The following is a 23,126-nucleotide window of genomic DNA, read 5'->3' as shown; positions in this document are numbered from 1 at the left end:
GCCAGGCAAGGTTAGTCGACATATCATTACAAAATATTACCGACGTCCGGGCATCCTGCTCCCTACAATTCCCGAACCTGACTGACGCGCCTCGCATCGTGCGATCGCCGCTGGTTCCCGAGCGCGTCGACGGCCGGTTTCGACGGCACGTCGCGTCATGCTGCTCGGGTGCGGAACCGGCTGCGCGTGGGTCGAATCGACGCCGCGCCGGCTCCCGACGGGCCCGCAAGCGGACAGTACGAATCATTCACGGGGAAACGAAATGACGCCGTTGCAAGTCGTCCAGCGTCTCGATGCACTCACGCACGCGATCGAAGCCGCGGTGGCGCGTGCCGACTGGAACGAGGCCGTCCGGGCCGCCGAGATGCGTTCGGCGTTTATCGTTGCGCTTGCACCCAATCAACCGGCCGCGGTCGTGTCGGCGCTGATGAAGGTGCAGGAGATGGACGTCAGGATTTCCACGGTCGCGCGCGACACGCTGGAGGCGCTCATCGCGGAGGGCTGGCAAGCGTTGCATGAAACCCGCTTGGCAACGAACGCACTGAGGGCGCAGCAGCGGTTGCCCGATCCGGGCGCGGCGGCTACGCGACAATAAGACTCGCTTCCTTCGGTGGTGGAATGAAATTCAAGAAACGCACCGGTCACGTCGATGCAACGCGGTGGTTCGCCGACGGCGACCATGAACGGGTGGAGCGCCGTCACGGCGGGTGGGCGGTCGCGACGCCGGAAGGCTGGCGTTCGGTGAAGCCGGGCGACTGGATCCTGCGCGACGAATGCGGTAACTGCTGGCCGATGGACGACGGCCTCTTCATGCATTGCTACGAACCGGTCGCCGACTGACTCGCCCGCCGGTTCGCCCAACCTATCGACGCTTGCGCGAAAACATCAGCGACTCCGCGTCGTTGAAGCGGATGCGCTGCGGCGCGCCGTAACCGGCTTTCTCCGCGACCCGGATCGACGCGACGTTGGTCGGCGCGATCAGGCACACGCTGCGCTCGAATCGCTGCTGCGCGTCGAGCCATGCGAGCGCGGCCGCGAGCGCCTCGGTCGCATAGCCGTTGCCTTGCGCCCACGTCGCCAGCGCCCAGCCGGCCTCCGGCACGCCACGAATCGACGGCTCGATGTTGCGGTGGAAATCCGCGAAGCCGAGATCGCCGACATACCGGCCCGACGCCTTTTCCCGAATCGCCCAGTACCCATAGCCGAGCAGCGGCCACAGCCCGCGATACGCGAGCATGCGCATCCACGAGTCGCGCGGCGTGGAAGGCGTGCCGTTGAAGATGTGCGCGACGACGCCGGGCTCCGCCCACATCGCGGCGAGCGCGTCGAAGTCGCCGAGCGGGTGGCCTTCGAGGATCAGGCGTGGCGTGTCGAGAACGGGCGGGGACGAGACGGGTGGCACGGCGCTGATTGTCATCGGGCGTTCCATGAGGAAAGGACGGCGACGCAGGGCGCCGCGCTTGGGTCCCGTACGATACCGCGTAAACGGCGATGCGGACGCAATTCCCCGCCCGCATCGGGGTAGGCATGCGCATCGCGCGGATGGCCGGGGTTCGGCGGTGGCAGGGGTTACTTGCGGCTTTTCAGAAAGGAGCGCCCTTCGGCCGTGATCGACGCGCCGGAGCGCCCGTGCGCGGGATGGCTGACGAACCCGGCGTTGACGAGCTCCCGCGCGATCGACCAGCCGAGCGCCGGCGCGTCGCGGCCGTAGCGAACATCGGCGAGGCGTTCGAGCGCCCAGATCGCGGAGGCCGACAGATTGGGGGTGTTGGGCGTGAGAGTCTCGTTCATCGCTTCCTCGTGAAATGGCGTTTCGGGATGGACGGCGCGTGGCCGCCGGATCGGCGGCGCACGCGTCAGCGTGCTTGCAGCAACGGCAGCAGCGCGTACAGCGCCGCTTCCTCGTCGGGGCCGGTGGCGAGCACCTGCGCCGACGTGCCGCCGTGAACCTGCAGCGACGCGATCGCGCCGCTGTCTTTTGCGTTGCAGCGGTGCCCGTTCGCGATCAGCTGGATGTCGCTGTCGAAACGGCGTGCCGCGTCGACCGCCGCGTCGCGCGCGGCGCGGCCGCGATTGCGGTTCCATGCGGGGCCGATTTCAACGTACACAACGGTTGCCACGATGCTGGAAAGCCTCCGGACAGGTGGGCGGGGCGGTGCGCGACATGCACGGTGCACGGTTGCGCACGTGTTGCGGACATCGGGCGGCCGGCATGTCACGATTTCCCGCAGGGTCGCGGGGCGCCGGCCGGGCGGATTGCGCGCGCCATTCGGCGCGAACGTGCCGACATCCGCTGCGAAGGCGCATTCAAGTTCGCGGATTGTCGGAAGTGGACGATTATAATGCATCCGCCAGATCATGTGAATTGCATTATAATGCCGTGTGCGCCGATGCCGGCCCGCCGCACTGCCGGCGGAGCGAGTCGCCGCGCCTCCGGGCGCGCAACGTGCTCGCCCGGCATCGTCGATCGACCCGAACCCCTCCCCGAATGGAAGCCGCAATGAACGCCCCTGCCTGCCCGCAATGCGCGATGGAAAACACTTACCCGGACGGCGCGCTGACCGTGTGCGCGGACTGCGGCCATGAATGGTCGGCCGACGCCGGCGCCGAGGCCGGCGACGAACCGGCGGGCGACGTCGTCAAGGACGCGAACGGCAACGTGCTGTCCGACGGCGATTCGGTCGTGCTGATCAAGGACTTGCGCGTGAAGGGTTCGTCGATCACGCTGAAGATGGGCACCAAGGTCAAGAGCATCCGGCTCGTCGGCGGCGATCACGAGGTCGACTGCAAGACCGACATGGGCGGCTTCATGCTGAAGGCGTGCTACCTGAAGAAGGTCTGAGCGCACGGTCCAGGCGACCGTTGCATCCGCGTTTTCATTCGCTGCTTTTTCAGCCGCTGCTTGTCAACCGATTACCCGCACATGGCCGAGGATCGAACTTCCTACGACGCGTTCGTCAGGTTCCTGGCGACGCCGCTGAACGACGGCCGGCCGTTCGTGCTGGAGACGCAGCACGCGGTCTCGCTGCACTTCGATCATCTCGGCACCCAGAGCTTCATGTCGCTGCGCGATCCGGTGCGGCTCGCGCTCGGCTATACGCGCGTGATGATGGGCTTTCTGCTGTTGCAGGCCGAGCCCGCGCACATCTGCATGCTCGGGCTCGGCGGCGGGTCGCTCGCGAAGTACTGCTACCGCCACCTGCCCGGCACGTCGATCGACGCGGTCGAGATCAATCCGGACGTGATCGCGCTGCGCGACGTGTTCAGGATTCCTGCCGACGACGCGCGCTTTCGCGTGGTATGCGCCGACGGCGCCGATCATCTGGAGCGGGCGGATGTGCGCACGGATGTGATCCTGCACGATGCATTCGTCGCCGACGGTATGCGCGGCCGCTGTACGGGCGGCACATTTCTCGATGCGTGCCGCGCGCGCTTGAGCGAAGCCGGCGTGCTCGCGATCAACTTCATGGACGACGATTCGGCATTGCCGCAGCACCTCGAGCAGTTGCGATCGGTATTCGGCTCGTCGTATGCGCTGGTGCCGTGCGGCGACGACAACAACTTCGTTGCATTCGCATGGAAGGACGGCAGCCGGCTGCCGTCGCTGCGTATCCTGCTGGAGCGGGCGCTTGCGTGCCCGCAGGCGGGCGAACTGAAGCTGGCCGCCACCGCGAGGCGCATGAAGCACGGCGAGGGCATCGATCCGCGGCGGCTGGTGTGGCGTGCGCAATCGCACGAACGTTGGGAGATCGGCGCGTGATGGTGACGGGGGTGGCGGCGGCCGTGGCTACCGCGCCGACGCCGCGCGCCTTTGCGTCCGCGCTTACTTCACGCGCTTGCCGATCGCGCTGCGAGTCTTGTACGTGACGCCGTGCCGGTCGAGATATTCGCGGATCAACTGCCGCACGACTTGCGACGGCGTAAGATCCTGCTCCGCGCAGAGCATCTCGAAGGCTTCCTTCTTCGCGGGATCGATCAGGACGGTCAGGCGGGCGGTTTTCGTTTCCATGACGGGGCGAGAGTGATCAGTATGTTAATCAAATTATAATCGATGCGCTTTCGGCTCGAGCTCCGGAAGCGCCCAAGTGCCGCCCGTGGCACACGATCAGCGCTTGGTGCGCAGCAGCGCGAACAGGTCGTCGAGCACCGGCACGATCGCGAGCGTGACGAGTACCGCGGCGAGCGGCACGGTCGATACGTAGCCCACGTGCTTGAAGCCGATGGCGCCGGCCAGGCCGCCGACGAAGAACGACGCGAGCATCGTCGCGTGTATCCTCAGTTTCGAACGGTTGGCGATCACCGCATGCGCGTCGACGTCGAGGGCCGACCGATTCCAGTAGAACAGCTTGCCGAGCTCGATGCCGAGATCGGTCACGATGCCGGTGATGTGCGTCGTGCGGATTTCCGCGCCGGACAGCTTCGTGATCGTCGCGTTCTGCAGCCCCATGATGAAGCACAGCAGCGTCACGGTCACCGGCACGAAGAACGTTTCCCACAGCGCGAGATGGCTGCCGAGCAGTCCGAACAGCAACAGCAGCGCGGCCTCGACCAGCAGCGGCAGCATGAACTGGCTGTGCAGCCCGCGGCGGCGCCCCCAGTTGACGAGGATCGCCGAGCAACTGGCGCCGATCAGGAACGACCCCAGCGAACTGATGCCGGCGAGCGCGAGCCGCACGTCGCCGAGCGCCGTCTGGTCGGCGATCGCCGATACGATGCCGCTCATGTGCGACGTGTATTGCTTGACCGCGAGAAAGCCGCCGGCATTGGCCGCGCCGGCGACGAACGCGAGCGAAAACCCGAGCTGGCGGTTCGCGGTCGCGCTGCGGTGTTTTCCCGTCAGGGTTCGAAAGTACTGCGCTGGCATAAGGGCTTCGCTCGATCGTCGCGGATTCGCGGGTACAGGCGGAAAACCGGTGCGGATGGCGTGACGGGCACGCTGCTTGCACCGGATCCCGGGGCTGTCGAATCATGTGATGAACATGATAATGTCATTATCATACTCTGTTGGCAGGATGGTGCTTTCAGTACAATGATGCAACGCGCGGCCGGCTGGCGGTTTCGACGCCGCGCGGCGCTCGCTCACTCGCGATTCCCTTCTGCTCACCGCTTCATGACCCCGATCAAGTTCATCCTTCGCTACACGGCGATCCCGTTCACGGCCATCGTCGCCGTGGTGATCTGGACCGTCATACCTTCGTCGAAAGAGATCGATGCGAGACAATATGCGGCGCTGTCGCGCGGGTACGCAAGTTTCCCGCTGCCGTTTCGGCGCGAGATCTCGGACACGATGGAACACGGCACGATCAACGACCGGCGCTACCAGGCGCTCGTGCGCGATTCGCTCGGCAACGGCGTCGCGCTGGACTGGCCGGCATCGGGTGTCGGCGGCGTCGCCGATGAGCGGCAAAAACTGGCCGAACTGATTCAGGCCGATTCGGATCTTCAAAGGCAACGGCAATGAAAACCCTGCTGGTTTCTGTGGCATTCGCGATGATCATCGCGAGCCTGATCTTCGCGCTGTACTTCATGAATCACGATCGCGGCAAATCCAAGCGGATGGCGTGGTCGCTCGCCGCGCGCGTCGGGTTGTCGGTCACGCTGTTTCTGTCGCTGCTGATCGCGTACAAGCTCGGCTGGATCGAACCGACCGGGTTGCCGATCGGGCGGTGACGCGCGGTTGTCGCGCGGGCGGCGGCGCGCGTCGCTGTGAATACCGACCGCGTCGAGTCCTTCGCCGATGATCCAGCCGACCGGATAGCGCGGGTCGAACGAACCGTACGGGTCCCGCGCGATCCGTTGCAGCCGTGTACGGCGGCGCGCCGCCGCTGCACGGGCTCGGCCAGCCGGACCGGGAAGACCTGCTGCTCAACGGCTTGCTGCCCGAGTTGCGGCGGCGCGATCTGCTCGATACCGACCATATGGGCGGCGATTTCCGCGCGAATCTGGAACTGCCGGCGTTGCGGCGCGAGGCCGTGGCGGCGTGAACGACGGATGAACCGCGTACCGTGCCGGACGTCGGACGGTACGCGGTTGCGCGCATATCGCGCATATCGCGCGATCAGATATCCATCGAAAAAATAACCATTTGGTACACGCTTCGGCGCGCATTACAGTCACGCCTCCTGCCGGCTGTAACGCCGGTCGTTCCGACGTTATTCCAGAAATGCGCCACATGAATCGTTTGATGCGTTCCGGGGGCCGCCGTGTCGCGGCCGCGCTGTTCGTGCTCGGCCTTGCGCCGGTTTCCCATGCGGCCCAGCCGACGGTGCGCGTCGGCATCGACGCCGAGTCGTACCCGCCGTTCTTTTCGAAGGATGCCTCCGGCAAGTGGAAGGGCTGGGAAATCGACGTGCTCGAGGCCGCGTGCGGCAAGCTGAACGTGCGCTGCGAGCTTACCGACATTGCGTGGGACGGCCTGATTCCGGCGTTGCAGAACCGCAAGATCGACGTGATCTGGTCGTCGATGACGATCACCGGTGAGCGGCAGAAAGCCATCGATTTCAGCCGCGCGTATTACGAATCGCCGACCGTGTTCGTCGGCGCGAAAAGCGACCGGCGCCGCGTCGACTGTGCGGTGCCCGCCACCTTCAAGGGCCGCGTGATCGGCGTCGAGGCCGGCACGAACTTCTCGGCGTTCCTCGATGCCCGCTTCAAGCAGGATGCGCAGATCAAGGCGTTCGACAAGTTCGACAATGCGCTCGCGGATCTGGTGTCCGGTCGCGTCGACTACGTGCAGGAAGGCAAGGGGCTGTTCACGGCGTTCCTCGCGTCGCGCGACGGCAAGGACTTCGAGGTCAAGGCCACGTGCGCGGACAATCCGGTGTTGGGGCTCGGCATCGGCGCGGGTGTGCGGCATGGCGATGCGCTGCGCGGCAAGCTGTCGACCGCGATCGCGCAACTGCAGCAGGACGGCACGTGGGATGCGATCACCGCCCGCTATCCGAACCTGAAAGGCACGATCGAGAAGGGTCGCTGAGCGCATGGCCGGCGACGATTCGCTGCTCGCGTTGCTCGCATTCGGCGACGGCGGTTATGGCCGCGTGTTCGCGGGCGCGTTCGCGCTGACATTCGGCGTCGCGGCGGCATCGTTCTGCACCGGCGTGCTGCTCGGCATCGCCGGCGCGCTCGGCAAGCTGTCGCGATACGCGGCGCTCGTGTGGCTGGCGCGCCTCTACACGACGCTCGTGCGCGCGCTGCCCGAGCTGTTGTGCCTGCTGCTCGCGTTCTACGCGGTCGCACCGGCCATCGAGAACGCGCTGCGCGGCAGCGGCATCGTGTCCGGCGACTTCGCGTTCGATCCGTTCGTCGTCGCCGCGCTGTCGCTCGGTTTCATCCAGGGTGCGTATCTCACCGACATCTTCCGCGCGGCGCTCGTCAACGTGCCGGTCGGTGAGATCGAAGCCGCGCACGCGTACGGGATGACGCCCTGGCAGACGTTCGCGCGCATCCGGCTTCCGGCCGCCGCGCGGCTCGCGCTGCCGGGCGTCGGCAACGTGTGGCTGAACGCGACCAAGGACGCGTCGTTCATCAGCGTGCTCGGTTCGTTCACGGATCTGCTGAAGGCGAGCCAGCTCGCGGCCGGTGCGACGCGGCACTACGTCTTCTTCTATCTGGTCACGGCCGCACTGTTCCTGCTGCTGAGCATCACGTCGACCGGCATTTTCGCGGCGCTCGAACGGCATGCGAATCGCGGCACGAGGCGCGCGACGACATGATCTTCTCGCTGCCTTTTCTGCTCGACACGGTGATGCCGAAGCTGCTCGCCGCGGTGCCGACCACGCTCGCGCTGACGTTTTGGTCGGGCGCGGCCAGCGTGCTGCTGGGCGTGCCGCTCGCGCTCGCCGCCGGTGCACGCCATCCGCCGCTGCGCTGGTCCGCGCGCGGCTGGCTCATGCTGATCCGCGGCACGCCGCTGCTCGTTCAGCTCTATCTGCTGTACTACGGATTCGGGCAGATCGTTCCGCGCGAATGGATGCGCGACAGCTGGGCGTCGCCGCTGCTGCGCGACGCGTTCTGGTACGCGATCGTCGCGTTGAGCGTGAACGAGAGCGCGTACGTCGCGACGATCCTGCGCGGCGCGATCGCCGGCGTGCCGGCCGGCGAGATCGAGGCCGGCCATGCCTACGGGATGACGCGCATGCAGGTGCTGCGCCGCATCGTCGGGCCGCGTGCATGGCGGCTTGCGCTGCCTGCGCTCACCGGCGAGGCAATCCTGCTGCTGAAATCGACCGTCCTCGCGTCGACCGTGACCGTGTTCGACGTGATGGGCACGGCCAATACGCTGCGCTTCGAGACGTTGCGCGTGTACGAACCGCTGGCTGGCGCGGCGATCGTCTATGTCGTGCTGGTCGCGCTGCTGACCATTCCCGCCGCCCGTCTCGAGAAGCGCATCAATCGCTACCTGACGCGCACGCCCGACGACCGCGTGTCCGCACCGCGCGGCCGCGCGTCGTCGGGCGCGTGGGCGGCACCCAACTGATTTCTTGCCTGGTACCGATTTCGACGATGTCCGATCCTCGCCCCTTGCTGTTTTCCCTGTACGAACAAGCCAGCGTCGGCTGCGGCGGCGCGCCGAGCCTGTGGACCCATCCCGCCGACGACCGGCTGCGCGCGAATACGCTCCCGTTCTGGTCGAACCTCGCGCGCACGGCCGAGCAGGCCGATCTCGACATGCTGTTCTTCGCGGACGTGCTCGGCCTGTACGACGTCTATGGCGGGTCGGCCGACGCCGCGGTGCAGTGGGCGGTCGAGGCGCCCGCGAACGATCCGATGATGCTGATTCCGGCGCTCGTCGCGCAGACCGAGCGGCTCGCGTTCGGCGTGACGGCGAGCACGACGTACGAGCATCCGTTCGCGCTCGCGCGCCGCTTCAGCACGCTCGATCATCTGAGCAACGGCCGGATCGGCTGGAACATCGTGACGTCCTACCTGACGAGCGCGGCGCGCAACTTCGGGCTCGACCGGATGATCGGCCATGACGAACGCTATGCGCGCGCGGAGGAATTTCTCGACGTCGTCTACAAACTGTGGGAAGGAAGCTGGGCGGACGACGCGGTCGTCGCCGACAAGCACGCGCCGCGCTATGCGCGTGGCGACCGCGTGCGGCCAATCGCGCACGAAGGCAGGCATTACCGCGTGCAGGGGCCGCACGTCTGTGCGCCGTCGCCGCAGCGCTCGCCCGTACTGATCCAGGCCGGCTGGTCGGGGCGCGGGCGCGAGTTCGCGGCGAAGCACGCGGAAGTGGTGTTCGTCGCGAAGTCGAATCCGCACGAGATTCGCGCGGGCCTCGACGAGATTCGCCGGCGCGCGGCCGCGCGCGGCCGCGCGGCGGACGACGTGAAGTCGCTGACGGTGCTGCGGATCGTGACCGCGCGCTCGTCGGGCGACGCGAAGGAGAAATATCACACGCTGCAGCAGCACTATCACCAGCACGCGCAGCTCGTCAGCTATGCGGGCGACACCGGCATCGACATCGACCGCTATGCGGACGACGAACCGCTGACGACGCAGACGGAAGGGCTGACGTCCTACGTGGTGCGGCCGGATGGCAGCGGCAAGCCGCTCACCGCCGGCGACGTGCGGCGCAAGTTCGCGAGCGTCACGCGCGGCACCGACCTGATCCTCGTCGGCTCCCCCGACGAAGTCGCGGACCAGCTCGCCGAGCATGCGCGGCAGTCGACGACGAGCGGCTACATGCTCAATCCGCTGATCAGCCCGGGCACGCTCGACGATTTCGCCGAACTGATCGTGCCGGAACTGAAAAAGCGCGGCCTGTACCGGACGTCGCCGGCGGGCGGCACCTTCCGTTCCCGGCTGAGCGGGCGCGACCGCCTGCCGGACACGGCCCATGGCGCGTCGTTCCGGTTTCCCGTGCCTGAAGCGGGCTGACGATCCGATCGATACCGAACGACTTTCCGCGGAGTGGCATGACATGACCGATGACGTACTGTTCCTGCTGCAACCGCATCGTGCCGGCCGGAATCTTCCGGCATGAATCGCGCGACGAACGAAACCGTGGACGCGACGCGGCGCGAAGATCGCCCCCCTCGATCGGCGTTGTCGCCCGTCCTGAGCGCCACGGGCATCGCGAAGCGTTTCGACGCGACCGTCGCACTGTCGGCGCTCGACCTGTCGATCGGCGCCGGCGAAGTCGTCGCGTTGATGGGCGCGAACGGCGCGGGCAAGTCGACCTTCGTCAAGATCCTGAGCGGTGCGCTGCACGCGGACGGCGGCACGCTGACGCTGCGCGGCGAACCGTATCGGCCGGCGTCGCCGCACGCGGCCAAGCGGCTCGGTGTCGCGACCGTGCACCAGTCGGTGGCCGATGCCGTCGTGCCGACGCTGTCGATCGCGGACAACCTGCTGCTCGACCGGCTGTGCGATCCGGCGTCGCCGTGGCGCGTGCCGCCGGCGGCTCGCCGCGACGCGGCACGATCGCTCGCCGCGCGGGTCGGGCTCGACGTCGACCTGGCGGCGCCGCTCGCCGCGCTGTCGCTGGCCGACCAGCAACGTGTGACGCTGGCGCGTGCGCTGGCCGGGCAACCGTCGTTGCTGATTCTCGACGAGCCGACCGCGAGCCTGTCAGCGGCGGAGGCCGAGCGGCTGTTCGTGCTGGTGGACGCGTTGCGCCGCGATGGCGTCGCCATCCTGCTGGTATCGCATCGGCTCTGCGATTTGCGCCGCATCGCCGATCGCGCGGCGATCGTCCGCGACGGCCGGATCGTCGCCGATCTGGCCGCGCCGATCGATTTCGACGCCGCGGTGGAAACGATGATCGGGCGGCCCTTGCCGCGTGCGCGTGCAGCAGCGCCGGAGCGTGCCGGGCGGGTCGAATCCGCAGGCGTGGTCGGCTCAGGCTTCAGCGCGCGGCAGATCCGGCTGACGCCGACCGGCACGCCGTTCGACCTCGACGTGCGGCGCGGCGAGATCGTCGCGATCGCGGGCCCCGTCGGCGGCGGCAAATCGCGCTTCGCGCGGACGATCTTCGGCGCGGTGCGGGCGGCGGCCGGCGAGATGACGCTCGACGGCCGGCCGTGGCGGCCACGTTCGCCGGCGGACGCGATTCGCGCCGGCGTATTCCTGGCCGGCGAGGACCGCTGGCGCACGTCGCTGTTCCCCGACAGCGTCCCGTTCGCATCGATCGCGGGCACGATCGGCTTTCCGTTCCTGTCGCGCTGGTTCGCGAGCGGCGCGGTGCGCCGAGCGCGCGAACGCACGGCCGCCGCGGCGGCGATCGCGCGGTTCGGCATTCGCTGCGAGGGGCCCGACGATCGCGTCGCGCACCTGTCCGGCGGCAACCAGCAGAAGGTCGTGCTCGCGCGCTGGCACGCCGAACCGGCGCGGCTGTTGCTGCTCGACGAGCCGTTCCAGGGCATCGATGCGGGCGCGCGCGCCGATATCGTCGATACGCTGCGGCGTCATGCGCATGAGCGCGCGACGATCGTGTTCGTCAGCGATCTCGAGGAAGCCGCCGAGATCGCCGATCGTATCGTGCGGTTCGATCGCGCGACGCTCGATTGCCAGCCTCCGACTTCTTCCATCGTGCGTGCCTGCTCATGAAACCCGTGACTGCTTCCGCTGACCGTCATGCCGCATCCGTCCAACGTTCGTCGCGCCCCTGGCCGGTCCGTCTCCGCGATGCGCTCGAACGGACCGGCATCCTGCTCGTGCTGGCGATCCTCGTGGTCGTATTCGCGCGCAAGGAGCCCGCGTTCCTGAACCTCGACAATCTGTTCAGCATCCTGCAGGCGGTGTCGATCGTCGCGTTGCTCGGCATCGGCGTGACGGTCACGCTCGCGGCCGGCGGTTTCGACCTGTCGGTCGGCAGCATGGCCGCGACCGCGCAGATGGCCGCGAGCTACGTGCTGGTCGTCTGGCACGGCAGCGCGTGGGCTGCCGTGATCGCCTGCGTCGCGCTTGGCGTGGCGGCCGGCTTGTTCAACGGCTTGCTGATCACGCGGCTGCGCGTGCCCGACCAGCTCGCGACGCTCGGCACGCTGTTCCTGCTGGCCGGCCTGCAGTTGATTCCGACCGGCGGCCGTTCGCTCGCGACCGGCTCCGTGCTGCCGGACGGCACCGACGCCACCGGCGTGTTCCCCAACGCGTTCCTCGCGCTCGGCCGCCTGCGCGTGTTCGACGTCGTACCGTTGCCGGTGCTGCTGCTGGCGGCCGTGACGGTGCTGGCCTGCATCACGATGGATGCGACGCGCTGGGGCCGCGTGATCTACGCGATCGGCGGCAACGAAACGGCCGCGCGGCTGGCCGGTGCGCCGGCCGCGCGCTACCGTGTCGCCGCGTACGTCGTGTCGGGCGCGATCGCGTCGCTGGGCGGCGTGCTGATCGCCGCGCGAGTTGGCCGCGGCGACGTGAGCGCGGGCCACTCGCTGCTGCTCGACGCGGTGGCGGCCGCGCTGATCGGTTACGCGGTGTGGGGCGCGAAGCGGCCCAACGTGTTCGGCACGGTCGTCGGCGCGGTGTTCGTCGGCGTGTTGCTCAACGGGCTGACGATGCTGAACGCTCCCTACTATATGCAGGACTTCATCAAGGGCGTGCTCCTCGTGCTCGCCCTGGCGTTTACGTTCGGCATCGGTCGCCGTACGGATGCCCGGGCGTGACGGTGAGGGCGCCAAGACTCGGTTCCTGCGTCCAAGGGTTCGAAGAATCTTCAAGCTTGACCGTTTGTTATCCAAAGTAATATCGATTGCCGAATCGGTCGGTTTGAGTTCGCGTGCCGTGCTGATAGATTGAGCCGATATCGTCCTGTACGGAGACAGACACGCCATGCGCTCGTTGCTTCGCCGAAAGTCGCGCCTCGAACCGAAACTCGGAGCACTCGTACTGGGCGCCGCACTCGCGCTCGGTATGCCCGCGGCACACGCCGGCCCGCTCAAGGGCGCGCCCGCACCGTTCGACAAGGGCGGCGTGAAGATCGCGCTCGTCAACTACCTGTCGACCGGCGATTTCTTCCAGGCCTACGAAGCCGGCGCGCAGAAGCAGGCACGCGCGCTCGGCGTCGATCTGCGCATCTACGAAGGGCGGCAGGACGCGGCCGAACAGCGCGAGCAGATTCAGCAGGCAATCAACATCGGCGTGTCCGCGATCATCGTCAATCACGGCTTGCCGGAATCGTTGAAGGACGTCGTTCAGCGTGCGCTCGACAAAGGCATCAAGGTCGTCGCGTTCGACGTCGATCTCGCCAATCCGAAGGTGCCGCAGATCGAGCAGAACGATCGCGACCTCGCGAACCTGCTGCTCGATCAGGCGGTGAAGGACAACGGCGACGCGTTTTCGGCAGGGTATGTGTACGTGGCCGGATTCGCGCCGCTCGACCGGCGCGATGCCGCGTGGCGCGATTTCAAGCGCGCGCACCCGCAGGTTCGGGAAAAGGCGCGCTGGGGCACCGTCGACAATCCGATCGCGCAGTCGGTCGCGAACCAGGCGGCGGCCGTGTATCGCGCGAATCCGGACATTCGCGTCGTGTTCGCGCCGTACGACGAATTCGCGCGCGGCGCGAAGCTCGCGGCCGACGAGGCCCGGCTGTCGTCGAAGCTGCGCATCTACAGCGCGGACGTGTCGACGGCCGACATCGAGGCCATCCGCGCGCCGAACAGCGCATGGGTCGCGACGGCCGCGACCAATCCGGCGGTCGTCGGCGCGGTGTCGGTGCGGGCCGCGGCGCTGCTGGTCGCCGGGCAAAACCCGGGCGCGCGCATCGCGGTCAAGCCGACGCTGATCACGCGCGACGATCTCGTGAAGAACGACATTCATACCGTGGCCGAACTCGGCGCGAAGTTCCCGGCGTTCCGCACGAGCGACGCGGCGACGGCCGCGTGGATTCCGGCGATCGACTGATCGCTTCGGCGCGCAGCGAACCGATCCGTCGCGTGCGTGCCGCCTGCCCATGACTTGACCATGACGACCCTGAACGACTATCTCGCGCAAAAGCGCGATGCGTGGCACGCGAAGCAGCAGGCCGCTCGCAACGATCCCGATTTCAAGGCGACGCCGCTGAAGGCGACCGTGCGCGCGCTCGGCCGCAGCGGCGTGCGCGAGATCCGGATTCGCGATTTCCAGGTGATCAGCGACAGCCCGCCCGATTTCGCGGGCTACAACCTGGGGCCCGCATCGCCGGAACTGCAACTCGGCGTGCTCGGCAGTTGCCTCACGCACATCACGCTGATCCAGGCCGCGGAGCGGGGGTTGAAGATCGACGCGATCGAAGTCGAAGTCACCGGCGACCAGCATCCGCTCGCGCAGCAGCCCGGGTTCGAACAGGTGCCGGTATTCCCGCACAACATCCGCTATACGCTGGACATCGTGTCGCCGGAGCCGCCGGAAGCCATTCGTGCATTGCATCAGGCGGTCGAGGAGGTGTGCCCGATCTTCAACCTGCTGAGGCTTCCGCAGCACATCGACGGGGAATTGCGGCATACCGGCGCGTGATGCGATGACGCATTGCTGTACGGCCAAGTTTGGAAATGAAATAGATGTATTGTGATAAGAATACTTATCCTGATAGTCGTAATGCGAATGCATGACGTTGACGAATTCGCGCCGCCACGCGCCCGACGAGGGCGGTCACGACGCTAGTTGCGCGGTTCCTTCGTCACGTCATGACGATAGGCGCGCGGCGAGCAGCCCACGATGCGTTTGAACGCATGGCCGAACGCGCTATCCGAGTCGTAGCCGAGCCGCTGCGCAATCGCCGAGATCGACGCGTTCGATCTGCGCAGTTCGCGCATCGCCAGCTGGATCCGCCAGCGCAGCACGTATTCGAGCGGCCCGAACCCGAGCCGCCGCTTGAAATGCAGCGCGAACGTCGAACGCGACACGTGGCAGCAGGCCGCCAGCGCGTCGACGGTCCAGCGCCGCTCGGGCGCGGCGTGAATCGCGGCCAGCGCCGCGCTGACGCGCGCATCCGCGAACCCGGCCAGCCACCCGACATCGCCGTTCGCGCCGGCGTCCACATAGCGCCGCAGGATCTGCACCAGCATCATGTGGCCGAGATGCCGGACCATCAGCGACCCGCCCGGCGACGCCGCGCCGAATTCCCGTGCGAGCTGCTGCAGCGACCAGCGCAGCACCGCCGCCGGTTCGGAATTGCCGCTGACGACGACCACGGGCGGCAGGCTGCCGAGCAGCAGCGGCATGCCTTCCTCGTACGCGAAGCGGCCGCCGATCAGAAAGCAGTCGGCCGGTTCGCCGTAGTGCGCGATACCGCGTTCGAGATGCCGGTACACGTCGGCGGCCGGCACCGGCGCGACCGACGGATCACTCGCCAGCGAAAATGCCCGCGGCGCGGCGAGCAGGAAGCAGTCCCCCGTGCGCAGCCGGACAGGCGGCCCCGCACCGTCCACGGTCAGCCAGCAACTGCCTTCGACCACCGCGTTGAACTTGATCCCGTCGGGCGGCGGAAGGTCGACCGCCCACGGGCCGCCGGCCCGCAGGCCGGTGAAAAACGAGTCGCGCGTTTCCAGCAGCGACAGCACTTCCGATAGCGGGTCCACGCGCAATCCCCGGACGATCTCGACGAAAAACCGGATTCTATTGCATTCACAGTCCGGATGCGCGGCTGGAGAATGATCTCGTGCGGTGACGCGGCCGACGGGCGGCCGCGCGCATCGAGCATCATTCCAGGAGCTTTCGATGACGAGCAGGCAGCATCCCCTTCATTCCGGATTCGACGCGGGATCGACGGCGACCGACGTACTGGCCGGCCTCGACTTGCACGGCAAGACCGCCATCGTCACGGGCGGCCATTCGGGTCTCGGCCTCGAAACCACGCGGGCACTGGCGCAGGCCGGTGCGCACGTTGTCGTCGGCGCACGGAGCGCCGCGGCCGCGCGCGAAGCGACGCGCGGCATCGCCGGCGTGGAGATCGCGACGCTCGATCTCGCGGACCCCGCGAGCGTGGCCGCATTCGCCGCGCGGTTCGTCGACGCGCGTCGCGACGTGCATGTCGTCATCAACAGCGCGGGCATCATGGCGTGCCCGGAAACTCGCTTGGGCGACGGCCGGGAAGCGCAGATGGCCGTCAATCACCTCGGTCACTACGCGCTCGTCAACCGGCTGTGGCCGGCGCTCGCGCACGGCGACGGCGCGCGCGTGGTTGCGGTGTCGTCGCTCGGGCACCGGCTGTCGCCGATCCGCTGGGACGATATCGATTTCGCGCGCGGTTACGACAAATGGCTCGCGTACGGGCAGTCGAAAACCGCCAACGCGTTGTTCGCGGTACAGCTCGACGGGCTCGGTGCGCCGTTCGGGGTTCGCGCGTATTCGCTGCATCCGGGCAAGATCGCGACGCCGCTGCAGCGTCATCTGACGCGCGCGGAAATGATGGCGCAGGGCTGGGTCGACGAGCACGGCGCGCCGATCGATCCGACCTTCAAAACGCCTGCGCAGGGCGCGGCAACGCAGGTATGGGCGGCGACGTCGCCGCGCATTGCCGATCTCGGCGGCGTCTATTGCGAGGATTGCGACGTCGCGATGGTGACGCGCGGCAACGAGGAATCGGGCGTGCGGCCGCATGCGATCGATCCGGAGGACGCGGCGCGGCTGTGGGCGTGGTCCGCCGCGGCGACGGGCGTCGATGCCTTTGCCGTGCGCCGTTGACGCCCACGCATTCGCCGGCCCGGGCGCCGCGCGGGTATCGGCGGCGATTCGATACTCGCGCGCGGCAGTCTATCCGCGCGTCTTTCGCAGCGCGCGCCCCATTTCCGCGATCGGCATCGCGACGATCGAATTCAGCAACCGCATTTCCCCGGCGTCCGGATGCGCGATCTTTCGCACTTCATCGAGCGTCTGCTCGACGTGACGATCGAGCGGTTCGAGAAAGCGCTGCAGTTCGCTGGCGGCCGCTTTCTCCCTGAGCCCGAGCGCCTGGCCGAACGCGACGAGTGCATCCACGCCGATATCGGCGAACCGCGTCGCATTCCCGAGCGGCATCGTCAGCTCGCAGTGCGGCCAGTGATCGCCGCGATGGTCGGGCCGGTGCGTCGGCGTGTGATACACGACCGTGCTGACGATGTCGTAGAACGGCGCGAGCCGGTAGCCGCGCGCGTCGACGAAGAACGACAGGTTCTTCAGGTGCGCGTCGGCATTGCCGACCACCACGTTGAACACGGTCCAGCGGAACACCGACAGACGCGTGAGCGCGCGCGTGCTGGTGCGGTCGATCGCGCGGGCCAGTTCCTGTGCATTCGCCCGCTGGTACTTGAAACCGCGGTCGTAGTTGAGCAGTTGCATCGCGTCGATCGTATGCACGCGCCCGGCCGGTTCGGACGCGACGTCGCGGTCGAACCGGTCGATCACGTAGCACGCGGACGGCGCGCGCAGGAAATGCACGTCGGGCACGTCGAGCCCCATCTTTTTCGCGAGCCGCATGCAGAAGAACTCGTTGATCGCCGAATGCGGATAGCCGGCCGCCCGCATGTCGGGTTTGAGCAGGTGCATCGACGGTTCGCTGCCGACCGGCTCGAACAGCGCGTAGTCGGGCGCGTTGCCGCGCAGCACCAGCAGCAGCTTCTGCTGCGCGCCGGCCGCCGACATGCGCTTGGGCGCGGTGGCCGTCAGCGCGCGCTCGGGCATCGCCTGGATCCGGCGCTCGAGCTCGTCGAGCGGCAGCGGCTGCAGGCCGCCGGGCGTTTCCTGCTCGCCGTCGGCCAGCAGCGTCAGCGCGCCGGCCGATTCGCGGCCGAAGTACGCGAGCAGGCCCCACGCGTCGGCGGCATCGACCTTCGCCTCGCGCGCGAGCGACGTGCGCATGCCTTCCTCGGGCAGCAGGTTGTCGAAGAACCACTGGACCGGGCGATCGGTCGACGTGTCGGTGAACACGTCTGCGCGCAGCGCAAACGCCGGCGACAGCGGATACGCGGCCGGCGACGCGAGCCACTGCGGGGCGTACGCGAACGACCAGATCCCCTTGTCGTCGGTCAGCGTGCCCATGCGCACGCCGTTCGCGGACGCGATCAGCGTTCTAGCCGCCATAGCTGCTCCTGCGGCGTTGCGCGGCCTTCAGCGCGGTGGCTTCGGAGATCTCGATCGACGACTCCGCGTACAGCCGCACGCCGAGCTCGCTCAGCAGCAGCATGACCTTGCCGATTTGCGCGGTCGGTTTGCCGGCTTCCACCTGGCTGATGAATTTCGGCGACAGCCCGGTCGCGTTCGCGAGTTCGTCCCGCGTGAATCCCTGCTGGATTCGCGCCGCGCGAATGAAGTGGGCGAGCGCGCCGATCGTGTCGACGGATTGGGACTCCGACATGACGTTCTCCGTGCTTCGTATCTGATCGGGAACAGTATTGCATAACTCGCGGGGTTGGGCAGCAGTTCGTATTCGTACGGGAACGAACGGATGATCCCGACGGCTCGGATGCCGTTTCGTTCCCAATCGGGAACGAAATATCGGGAAAAGGGGCGTTGGAACAGTATTCGTATCCGATCGGATGCGAAGAGAAGGGACGTGAGCGCCTTCGCATGCGCGTCCGACCGGCCACGCCGGATCGTGCGCGCGGCGGATGGCTGCAGGGGCCGTCGGCTTGCCGCCGTCCCGTGCGCGGAGTGGCGACGCGCGATCGTTCCGCGAAGAACGTCCGGACACCGTAGCCGCGGTGGCAAGGTGTGCGCAGCACGCGCCTTTCTACAATTTCCTCCGACGTACTACACGCGCCGCCCCCTCGGGAAAGCAGGCCCGATCCTTGCGCCGCGCTGGCGTCGTCGGCGGCGTTCGCGCCCCGACGCACGACGATTTGCATGGGAGGGCGCATGGAACCGATGCCGGTCGTACTGCAGTGGCACGACGTTCTGGTCAGGATCGCGCTGGCGCTCGTCGCGGGTGGGTTGATCGGCGTCGATCGCAGCGAATCCGGCAAGACGGCCGGCCTGCGCACGACGATCCTCGTCTGCCTCGCCGCGTGCCTGTCGATGCTGCAGGTCAATGCGCTGCTGCTGCAGGCGGGCAAACCGGAGGGCGCGTTCTCGGTGCTCGACCTGATGCGGCTGCCGCTCGGCATCCTGACCGGGATGGGCTTCATCGGCGGCGGCGCGATTCTTCATCGCGACGGCCTGGTGTCCGGCGTCACCACGGCCGCGACGTTGTGGTTCGTGACGGTCATCGGGCTGTGCATCGGCGGCGGCCAGTTGTCGCTCGGTGCGGTCGGGCTCGTCCTCGCGCTGCTGGTCGTGTGGCCGCTGCGGTTCGTCGAGCAGCGCTTGCGGCGCGTCAGGACCGCGCTCATCACGGTCGAGTATCCGGTGGGCTCGGCTGCGCGCGAACAACTGGCCGCGAAGCTGCGCGACGCGGGATTCACATGCCGGACAAAAAGCTTTTGCGAAACGGCCGCACGCGCGGTGCGAGAGGAGGAATTATTCGTGCAGTGGCGCGAAGCCACCGGCGCCGACGTGATGCTGAAGCAACTGATGCGGATCGTCGAGTCGGCCGGCCTGACGTCGGTCCGTTGCTCGACGGAGAACTGACGCGCGCGGCCGCCGGAACGCGCGATGCTCGTGCAGCAGGCCGCCGTGGGCGGTTTATCAAGGAGCGAAACATGACACGTGTATCGGAAGTGATGACACGCGACGCCGCGACCGTCGGTCCGACGCAGAGCCTGCGCGAGGCGGCCAAACTGATGAGCGACCTCAACGTCGGTGCGCTGCCCGTCTGCGACGGCACGCGGCTGATCGGCATGCTGACGGACCGGGACATCGTCGTGCGCGCGGTGTCGATGGGCGTGCCGCCGAACGAGTCGATCGAGGGCGTCGTCAGCGGGCCCGCGAACTGGTGTTACGAGGACGACGACATTTCGGCGGTGCAAAAGAAGATGGAAGACGCGCAGATTCGCCGCGTGCCGGTGGTCGACCGGCAGAAGCGGCTGGTCGGCATCGTCGCGCTGGGCGATCTGGCGACCGCCGCGGACGGCGCGATGTCGTCGACGCTCGGCGCGGTATCGGCGCCGTCGCGCCCGGATCGGTGATCGCCATCGCAGACACGGAGAACGACATGAACGAAGACAGGGAAACGCAGATCCGCGAGCGTGCGTACCGGCTGTGGCAGGCGGACGGCGCGCCCGACGGCCGGGCCGACGAATACTGGCAGCGGGCCGAGCAGCAACTCGATGCCGAGGGCGGCAGCGCGGACGGGAGCGGCGAGCAGGCGGTGGACTGGCCGGTCGATCAGTCCGCGAAGCGCCGCATTCCGGGCGAGCCGCTGCAGGACGTCGATGCGGTGCCGACCGGCGAGGTCGCGCACGAAAGGCGACGCACGCGGTGAAGCGCGGGTAATCGCAAGCCGGAAGGAGAACGAAGATGACGGCGCACGCAGGAGAGAAATCGGAAAAAACCGGTGACTTTCGATGCGAGAAATGCCACCGGTCGACGCACGTGCAGGCGGGACACCCGATCCCGAAATGCCCGCACTGCGGTAACGGCACGTACGGCGAGCGGACGCGCGAGCCGGGCAACAAGTAGGCAGGGCGCACGTCGCATCGCGCGTGCCGCGTTGCGTTTTCGCATCGACGCTGCCACGCGCGTTGGGGAGGCTGCGCCGGATGACGCGCCACGTGTAATTTCTTTGGCGGATTCATTCGCTTGGGGTGCGACCGGGCAGTCCGACGACGGCATGTCGCTTGCTGGAAGCGTTGTGGGCCGCCGTGCCACCCATCGCGGCGCGGTGCGGCGCAACGTATTCAGCATCCGCACGGGGAGAAATTCATGACCCGTGACAGTGAACGACAGGACAGCGCGTCGCCCGACGCGGCACGCGAGGCCGCCGACGTACCGAACCGGCGCAACCCGACACCCGGCGGCGAATCGACCGCGCGCCCCGGCATGGGGCGTCGGGCGGTGCGGGGCAGCCATAGTTGGCTGCGCGGCGCGGGGTGCCGCGGCAGGATGCGGGCGGAACCTCCATTGCCACCAGTCGGACGATTCCACGCCCGATCGTCGACGTATGCGCGAGCAGCGATCTTTATCACCGCAGCAGATAAACGTATCCGAATCGCTTCGTTGACGCACGCCGGCACGGCCTCGTAGATTCGCGTTTTGACCGAATCAGGGCCGTGCCGTGACGACTCCCACCCTCCGCGACGCCGCAACGCTTTCCGCCGGGCATCCCGCCCTGCGGCCGGACGGCGCGGCGCAGCATTTCGACATCGTGCCGTTCGACGCGCCGCTCGGCGCCGAGGTGATCGGCGTCGACCTGTCGCAACCGCTCGACGCCGACGATTTCGCGCGCATCCATCGCGCGCACCTCGATCACCACGTATTGGTGTTTCGCGACCAGCGCATCACGCCGGACGAGCACATCGCGTTCAGCCGCCGCTTCGGCCCGCTGCAGATCCACGTGCTGCACCAGTTCGCGCTGGCCGGCCATCCGGAAGTGCTGATCGTGTCGAACATCGTCGAGAACGGCAAGCCGGTCGGGCTCGGCGATGCCGGCCATTTCTGGCATTCCGACCTGTCGTACAAGGAAAAGCCGAGCCTCGGCTCGCTGCTGCACGCGCAGGAACTGCCGGCGGAAGGCGGCGACACGCTGTTCGCGAACATGCATCTCGCGTGGGACACGCTGCCGGCCCATCTGCGCCGCGCGGTCGAGGGGCTGCGCGCCGAGCATACGTATCTCGCGCGCTACGCGGAATTGCAGGCGCGCAGCCCGTGGCGGCCGAACCTGTCGCCCGAACAGATCGCGCAGGTCGCGGCGGTCGTGCATCCGGTCGTGCGCACGCATCCGGAAACCGGCCGCAAGGCGCTGTTCGTCAGCGAGCATTTCACGACGCGCATCGTCGGGCTGCCCGACGACGAAAGCCGCGCGCTGCTCGACGAACTGTTCGCGCACAGCGTGCGCGCCGAGCACCTGTATCGGCACGCGTGGCGCGACCACGATCTGGTGTTCTGGGACAACCGTTCGCTGATGCATCTCGCCGCCGGCACGCCCGACCACCTGCGCCGCAAGCTGTACCGCACGACGATCGAAGGCGACGCGCCTTTCTGAGCCGCGCGCCGCGTCATTCATTTCCGCCTCATCCCGACCGGAGTTCCGATGTCGTTTTCGTTATTGCCGGCGCGTCGCGCGCTGGCGGCCACGCTCACCGCCGCGCTCGCCTTCGCGGGCGCACTCATCCCGCAAGCCGCGCATGCGGAGGGCCGCATCCGCATCGCCGAGCAGTTCGGCGTCGTCTACCTGATGCTGAACGTCGCGCGCGACCAGCAACTGATCGAGAAGGAAGGGCGCAAGGCCGGCCTCGACATCAAGGTCGACTGGGTGCGGCTGTCGGGCGGCGCGGCCGTGAACGACGCGCTGCTGTCCGGCGCGGTCGACGTCGCAGGCGCGGGCGTCGGCCCGCTGTTGACCGTGTGGGACCGCACGCGCGGCCGGCAGAACGTGAAGGGCGTCGCGTCGCTCGGCAATTTTCCGTACTACCTCGTGAGCAGCAACCCGAACGTGAAGACGATCGCCGACCTGAGCGCGAAGGACCGCATCGCGGTGCCGGCGGTCGGCGTGTCGGTGCAGTCGCGCGTGCTGCAGTACGCGGCCGCGAAGCAGTGGGGCGACAAGCAATTCGACAAGCTCGACGCGCTCACGCAGGCGATTCCGCATCCGGACGCGACGGCCGCGATTCTCGCGAACAGCAACGTGATCACCGGCCACTTCGGCAATCCGCCGTTCCAGGAGCAGGAGCTCGCCGGCAACCCGAATGCGCACATCGTGCTGAATTCGTATGACGTGCTCGGCGGCCCGAGCTCCGCGACGGTGCTGTATGCGACCGAGAAATTCCGCGACGACAACCCGAAGACCTATCGCGCGTTCGTTGCCGCGCTCGCCGACGCCGCCCGGCAGATCGCGGCCGATCCCGAGCGCGCGGCCGATACCTATATCCGCGTGAACGGGTCGAAGATCGATCGCGCGCTGCTGCTGAAGATCCTGCGCAATCCGCAGGTGCAGTTCAAGACCGCGCCGCAGAACACGCTGCCGCTCGCGCAGTTCATGCATCGCACGGGCGCGATCCGCAACGAACCGAAGTCGTGGCGCGACTACTTCTTCGACGATCCGGCGACGGCGGGCGGCAGCTGAGCAGCGCCGATGTTCGGGCGCCGCGATCGACGCTTATGCGTCGGTGCGGTTTCGATATGCGCAA

Annotated in this window: 30 protein-coding genes; 22 read left to right on the top strand and 8 right to left on the bottom strand. The window is 67.7% G+C overall.

Annotation, left to right across the window (positions count from 1 at the left end; all coding sequences use genetic code 11):
• Positions 1 to 262 precede the first annotated feature (262 nt).
• Both JYG37_RS32105 and JYG37_RS32100 read left to right on the top strand, forming a co-directional pair.
• Positions 263 to 595, top strand: coding sequence for a hypothetical protein (locus tag JYG37_RS32105; RefSeq protein WP_213346675.1), 333 nt, complete (start codon positions 263 to 265; stop codon positions 593 to 595).
• 23 nt (positions 596 to 618) lie between these two features.
• The gene (locus tag JYG37_RS32100; protein ID WP_050017809.1) at positions 619 to 840 is read left to right on the top strand and encodes a hypothetical protein; all 222 of its coding nucleotides are present in this window, start codon (positions 619 to 621) and stop codon (positions 838 to 840) included.
• Positions 841 to 862: 22 nt separating this feature from the next.
• Here JYG37_RS32100 and JYG37_RS32095 read toward each other — a convergent pair whose 3' ends face one another.
• The 3 genes from JYG37_RS32095 to JYG37_RS32085 form a co-directional block, all read right to left on the bottom strand.
• Complete coding sequence (locus JYG37_RS32095) at positions 863 to 1,429, bottom strand: GNAT family N-acetyltransferase (RefSeq protein WP_050017810.1); 567 nt, start codon at positions 1,427 to 1,429, stop codon at positions 863 to 865.
• Positions 1,430 to 1,569: 140 nt separating this feature from the next.
• Positions 1,570 to 1,791 carry a hypothetical protein gene (locus JYG37_RS32090; protein WP_050017811.1) on the bottom strand — a complete coding sequence of 74 codons (222 nt, stop codon included), beginning with the start codon at positions 1,789 to 1,791 and terminating at the stop codon, positions 1,570 to 1,572.
• A gap of 65 nt (positions 1,792 to 1,856) precedes the next feature.
• Entirely contained in the window at positions 1,857 to 2,120 is a 264-nt protein-coding gene (locus JYG37_RS32085; protein WP_249746088.1) for an HPr family phosphocarrier protein, read from the bottom strand.
• 368 nt (positions 2,121 to 2,488) lie between these two features.
• Here JYG37_RS32085 and JYG37_RS32080 point away from each other — a divergent pair, with 368 nt between their 5' ends.
• A complete protein-coding gene (locus JYG37_RS32080) occupies positions 2,489 to 2,842 on the top strand; it encodes a zinc ribbon domain-containing protein YjdM (RefSeq protein ID WP_006498247.1) in 354 nt (117 codons plus the stop codon).
• 81 nt (positions 2,843 to 2,923) lie between these two features.
• Positions 2,924 to 3,760 carry a spermine/spermidine synthase domain-containing protein gene (locus JYG37_RS32075; RefSeq protein ID WP_089490378.1) on the top strand — a complete coding sequence of 279 codons (837 nt, stop codon included), beginning with the start codon at positions 2,924 to 2,926 and terminating at the stop codon, positions 3,758 to 3,760.
• Between the two features lie 63 nt (positions 3,761 to 3,823).
• Here JYG37_RS32075 and JYG37_RS32070 read toward each other — a convergent pair whose 3' ends face one another.
• Positions 3,824 to 4,009: a ribbon-helix-helix protein gene (locus JYG37_RS32070; protein ID WP_006489181.1), complete on the bottom strand. Its 186-nt coding sequence runs from the start codon at positions 4,007 to 4,009 to the stop codon at positions 3,824 to 3,826.
• A 96-nt stretch (positions 4,010 to 4,105) separates the two neighbouring features.
• Positions 4,106 to 4,864, bottom strand: a complete 759-nt coding sequence (locus JYG37_RS32065) for a YoaK family protein (protein ID WP_213346674.1) — start codon at positions 4,862 to 4,864, stop codon at positions 4,106 to 4,108.
• 246 nt (positions 4,865 to 5,110) lie between these two features.
• Between JYG37_RS32065 and JYG37_RS32060 the strand changes: the two genes are divergently transcribed.
• The 11 genes from JYG37_RS32060 (at position 5,111) to JYG37_RS32010 (ending at position 14,442) form a co-directional block, all read left to right on the top strand.
• Entirely contained in the window at positions 5,111 to 5,461 is a 351-nt protein-coding gene (locus JYG37_RS32060) for a hypothetical protein (RefSeq protein WP_050017815.1), read from the top strand.
• Entirely contained in the window at positions 5,458 to 5,670 is a 213-nt protein-coding gene (locus JYG37_RS32055; RefSeq protein WP_006489184.1) for a twin transmembrane helix small protein, read from the top strand. Before JYG37_RS32060 ends, JYG37_RS32055 begins: the two co-directional genes overlap by 4 nt.
• Before the next feature lie 134 nt (positions 5,671 to 5,804).
• Positions 5,805 to 5,984 carry a hypothetical protein gene (locus JYG37_RS32050; protein ID WP_249746087.1) on the top strand — a complete coding sequence of 60 codons (180 nt, stop codon included), beginning with the start codon at positions 5,805 to 5,807 and terminating at the stop codon, positions 5,982 to 5,984.
• A 188-nt stretch (positions 5,985 to 6,172) separates the two neighbouring features.
• Positions 6,173 to 6,976, top strand: a complete 804-nt coding sequence (locus JYG37_RS32045; RefSeq protein WP_050017817.1) for a transporter substrate-binding domain-containing protein — start codon at positions 6,173 to 6,175, stop codon at positions 6,974 to 6,976.
• Positions 6,977 to 6,980: 4 nt separating this feature from the next.
• Entirely contained in the window at positions 6,981 to 7,715 is a 735-nt protein-coding gene (locus JYG37_RS32040; RefSeq protein ID WP_050017818.1) for an ABC transporter permease, read from the top strand.
• A complete protein-coding gene (locus tag JYG37_RS32035) occupies positions 7,712 to 8,479 on the top strand; it encodes an ABC transporter permease (RefSeq protein WP_124630973.1) in 768 nt (255 codons plus the stop codon). Before JYG37_RS32040 ends, JYG37_RS32035 begins: the two co-directional genes overlap by 4 nt.
• A 26-nt stretch (positions 8,480 to 8,505) precedes the next feature.
• Positions 8,506 to 9,888 (top strand): NtaA/DmoA family FMN-dependent monooxygenase, encoded by a 1,383-nt coding sequence (locus JYG37_RS32030; protein WP_213346673.1) that lies wholly within the window; start codon positions 8,506 to 8,508, stop codon positions 9,886 to 9,888.
• Positions 9,889 to 9,990: 102 nt separating this feature from the next.
• Entirely contained in the window at positions 9,991 to 11,559 is a 1,569-nt protein-coding gene (locus JYG37_RS32025) for a sugar ABC transporter ATP-binding protein (RefSeq protein ID WP_213346672.1), read from the top strand.
• Positions 11,556 to 12,614: an ABC transporter permease gene (locus JYG37_RS32020; RefSeq protein WP_213346671.1), complete on the top strand. Its 1,059-nt coding sequence runs from the start codon at positions 11,556 to 11,558 to the stop codon at positions 12,612 to 12,614. The genes JYG37_RS32025 and JYG37_RS32020 overlap by 4 nt, the downstream gene beginning before the upstream one ends.
• 166 nt (positions 12,615 to 12,780) lie before the next feature.
• Complete coding sequence (locus JYG37_RS32015; protein WP_124593653.1) at positions 12,781 to 13,851, top strand: substrate-binding domain-containing protein; 1,071 nt, start codon at positions 12,781 to 12,783, stop codon at positions 13,849 to 13,851.
• A 60-nt stretch (positions 13,852 to 13,911) separates the two neighbouring features.
• A complete protein-coding gene (locus tag JYG37_RS32010; RefSeq protein ID WP_124630969.1) occupies positions 13,912 to 14,442 on the top strand; it encodes an OsmC family protein in 531 nt (176 codons plus the stop codon).
• 143 nt (positions 14,443 to 14,585) lie between these two features.
• Here JYG37_RS32010 and JYG37_RS32005 read toward each other — a convergent pair whose 3' ends face one another.
• Complete coding sequence (locus tag JYG37_RS32005; protein ID WP_124630968.1) at positions 14,586 to 15,506, bottom strand: AraC family transcriptional regulator; 921 nt, start codon at positions 15,504 to 15,506, stop codon at positions 14,586 to 14,588.
• 139 nt (positions 15,507 to 15,645) lie between these two features.
• Between JYG37_RS32005 and JYG37_RS32000 the strand changes: the two genes are divergently transcribed.
• Positions 15,646 to 16,611 carry an SDR family NAD(P)-dependent oxidoreductase gene (locus JYG37_RS32000; RefSeq protein WP_213346670.1) on the top strand — a complete coding sequence of 322 codons (966 nt, stop codon included), beginning with the start codon at positions 15,646 to 15,648 and terminating at the stop codon, positions 16,609 to 16,611.
• A gap of 69 nt (positions 16,612 to 16,680) precedes the next feature.
• On the opposite strand, the gene JYG37_RS31995 is transcribed toward JYG37_RS32000, so the two are convergent.
• Both JYG37_RS31995 and JYG37_RS31990 read right to left on the bottom strand, forming a co-directional pair.
• The gene (locus JYG37_RS31995; protein ID WP_213346669.1) at positions 16,681 to 17,985 is read right to left on the bottom strand and encodes a HipA domain-containing protein; all 1,305 of its coding nucleotides are present in this window, start codon (positions 17,983 to 17,985) and stop codon (positions 16,681 to 16,683) included.
• Entirely contained in the window at positions 17,975 to 18,259 is a 285-nt protein-coding gene (locus tag JYG37_RS31990) for a helix-turn-helix domain-containing protein (RefSeq protein WP_050017827.1), read from the bottom strand. The genes JYG37_RS31995 and JYG37_RS31990 overlap by 11 nt, the downstream gene beginning before the upstream one ends.
• Before the next feature lie 500 nt (positions 18,260 to 18,759).
• Between JYG37_RS31990 and JYG37_RS31985 the strand changes: the two genes are divergently transcribed.
• From JYG37_RS31985 to JYG37_RS31960, 6 genes are all read left to right on the top strand, one after another.
• Positions 18,760 to 19,470, top strand: coding sequence for an MgtC/SapB family protein (locus JYG37_RS31985; protein WP_050017828.1), 711 nt, complete (start codon positions 18,760 to 18,762; stop codon positions 19,468 to 19,470).
• A gap of 71 nt (positions 19,471 to 19,541) precedes the next feature.
• Positions 19,542 to 19,967: a CBS domain-containing protein gene (locus tag JYG37_RS31980; protein ID WP_050017829.1), complete on the top strand. Its 426-nt coding sequence runs from the start codon at positions 19,542 to 19,544 to the stop codon at positions 19,965 to 19,967.
• 26 nt (positions 19,968 to 19,993) lie between these two features.
• Positions 19,994 to 20,263, top strand: a complete 270-nt coding sequence (locus JYG37_RS31975; RefSeq protein WP_050017847.1) for a DUF2934 domain-containing protein — start codon at positions 19,994 to 19,996, stop codon at positions 20,261 to 20,263.
• A gap of 35 nt (positions 20,264 to 20,298) precedes the next feature.
• On the top strand, positions 20,299 to 20,460 hold the full coding sequence (locus tag JYG37_RS31970) for a zinc ribbon-containing protein (RefSeq protein ID WP_213346668.1): 162 nt from the start codon (positions 20,299 to 20,301) through the stop codon (positions 20,458 to 20,460).
• Positions 20,461 to 21,055: 595 nt separating this feature from the next.
• Complete coding sequence (locus JYG37_RS31965; RefSeq protein ID WP_213346667.1) at positions 21,056 to 21,982, top strand: TauD/TfdA dioxygenase family protein; 927 nt, start codon at positions 21,056 to 21,058, stop codon at positions 21,980 to 21,982.
• Between the two features lie 48 nt (positions 21,983 to 22,030).
• On the top strand, positions 22,031 to 23,062 hold the full coding sequence (locus JYG37_RS31960; protein WP_124638156.1) for an ABC transporter substrate-binding protein: 1,032 nt from the start codon (positions 22,031 to 22,033) through the stop codon (positions 23,060 to 23,062).
• The last annotated feature ends 64 nt before the right edge of the window (positions 23,063 to 23,126 follow it).

It is taken from the genome of Burkholderia sp. LAS2 (assembly GCF_018417615.1).
Lineage (GTDB): Bacteria > Pseudomonadota > Gammaproteobacteria > Burkholderiales > Burkholderiaceae > Burkholderia > Burkholderia sola.
Note: the sequence above shows the minus strand (reverse complement) of the source record. Positions and strands in the feature narration are given on the sequence as shown.

What these genes read in the sequence shown, in the direction of transcription:
- JYG37_RS32070 (WP_006489181.1), bottom strand. Translation starts at nt 4,009, where the DNA reads ATGGAAACGAAAACCGCCCGCCTGACCGTCCTGATCGATCCCGCGAAG.
- JYG37_RS31995 (WP_213346669.1), bottom strand. Translation starts at nt 17,985, where the DNA reads ATGGCGGCTAGAACGCTGATCGCGTCCGCGAACGGCGTGCGCATGGGC.
- JYG37_RS31980 (WP_050017829.1), top strand. Translation starts at nt 19,542, where the DNA reads ATGACACGTGTATCGGAAGTGATGACACGCGACGCCGCGACCGTCGGT.
- JYG37_RS32105 (WP_213346675.1), top strand. Translation starts at nt 263, where the DNA reads ATGACGCCGTTGCAAGTCGTCCAGCGTCTCGATGCACTCACGCACGCG.
- JYG37_RS31970 (WP_213346668.1), top strand. Translation starts at nt 20,299, where the DNA reads ATGACGGCGCACGCAGGAGAGAAATCGGAAAAAACCGGTGACTTTCGA.
- JYG37_RS32095 (WP_050017810.1), bottom strand. Translation starts at nt 1,429, where the DNA reads ATGGAACGCCCGATGACAATCAGCGCCGTGCCACCCGTCTCGTCCCCG.
- JYG37_RS32010 (WP_124630969.1), top strand. Translation starts at nt 13,912, where the DNA reads ATGACGACCCTGAACGACTATCTCGCGCAAAAGCGCGATGCGTGGCAC.
- JYG37_RS32090 (WP_050017811.1), bottom strand. Translation starts at nt 1,791, where the DNA reads ATGAACGAGACTCTCACGCCCAACACCCCCAATCTGTCGGCCTCCGCG.
- JYG37_RS32080 (WP_006498247.1), top strand. Translation starts at nt 2,489, where the DNA reads ATGGAAGCCGCAATGAACGCCCCTGCCTGCCCGCAATGCGCGATGGAA.
- JYG37_RS31960 (WP_124638156.1), top strand. Translation starts at nt 22,031, where the DNA reads ATGTCGTTTTCGTTATTGCCGGCGCGTCGCGCGCTGGCGGCCACGCTC.
- JYG37_RS32030 (WP_213346673.1), top strand. Translation starts at nt 8,506, where the DNA reads ATGTCCGATCCTCGCCCCTTGCTGTTTTCCCTGTACGAACAAGCCAGC.
- JYG37_RS32055 (WP_006489184.1), top strand. Translation starts at nt 5,458, where the DNA reads ATGAAAACCCTGCTGGTTTCTGTGGCATTCGCGATGATCATCGCGAGC.
- JYG37_RS32020 (WP_213346671.1), top strand. Translation starts at nt 11,556, where the DNA reads ATGAAACCCGTGACTGCTTCCGCTGACCGTCATGCCGCATCCGTCCAA.
- JYG37_RS32015 (WP_124593653.1), top strand. Translation starts at nt 12,781, where the DNA reads ATGCGCTCGTTGCTTCGCCGAAAGTCGCGCCTCGAACCGAAACTCGGA.
- JYG37_RS32060 (WP_050017815.1), top strand. Translation starts at nt 5,111, where the DNA reads ATGACCCCGATCAAGTTCATCCTTCGCTACACGGCGATCCCGTTCACG.
- JYG37_RS32000 (WP_213346670.1), top strand. Translation starts at nt 15,646, where the DNA reads ATGACGAGCAGGCAGCATCCCCTTCATTCCGGATTCGACGCGGGATCG.
- JYG37_RS32040 (WP_050017818.1), top strand. Translation starts at nt 6,981, where the DNA reads ATGGCCGGCGACGATTCGCTGCTCGCGTTGCTCGCATTCGGCGACGGC.
- JYG37_RS32065 (WP_213346674.1), bottom strand. Translation starts at nt 4,864, where the DNA reads ATGCCAGCGCAGTACTTTCGAACCCTGACGGGAAAACACCGCAGCGCG.
- JYG37_RS32075 (WP_089490378.1), top strand. Translation starts at nt 2,924, where the DNA reads ATGGCCGAGGATCGAACTTCCTACGACGCGTTCGTCAGGTTCCTGGCG.
- JYG37_RS32035 (WP_124630973.1), top strand. Translation starts at nt 7,712, where the DNA reads ATGATCTTCTCGCTGCCTTTTCTGCTCGACACGGTGATGCCGAAGCTG.
- JYG37_RS32100 (WP_050017809.1), top strand. Translation starts at nt 619, where the DNA reads ATGAAATTCAAGAAACGCACCGGTCACGTCGATGCAACGCGGTGGTTC.
- JYG37_RS32025 (WP_213346672.1), top strand. Translation starts at nt 9,991, where the DNA reads ATGAATCGCGCGACGAACGAAACCGTGGACGCGACGCGGCGCGAAGAT.
- JYG37_RS31990 (WP_050017827.1), bottom strand. Translation starts at nt 18,259, where the DNA reads ATGTCGGAGTCCCAATCCGTCGACACGATCGGCGCGCTCGCCCACTTC.
- JYG37_RS31985 (WP_050017828.1), top strand. Translation starts at nt 18,760, where the DNA reads ATGGAACCGATGCCGGTCGTACTGCAGTGGCACGACGTTCTGGTCAGG.
- JYG37_RS32045 (WP_050017817.1), top strand. Translation starts at nt 6,173, where the DNA reads ATGAATCGTTTGATGCGTTCCGGGGGCCGCCGTGTCGCGGCCGCGCTG.
- JYG37_RS31975 (WP_050017847.1), top strand. Translation starts at nt 19,994, where the DNA reads ATGAACGAAGACAGGGAAACGCAGATCCGCGAGCGTGCGTACCGGCTG.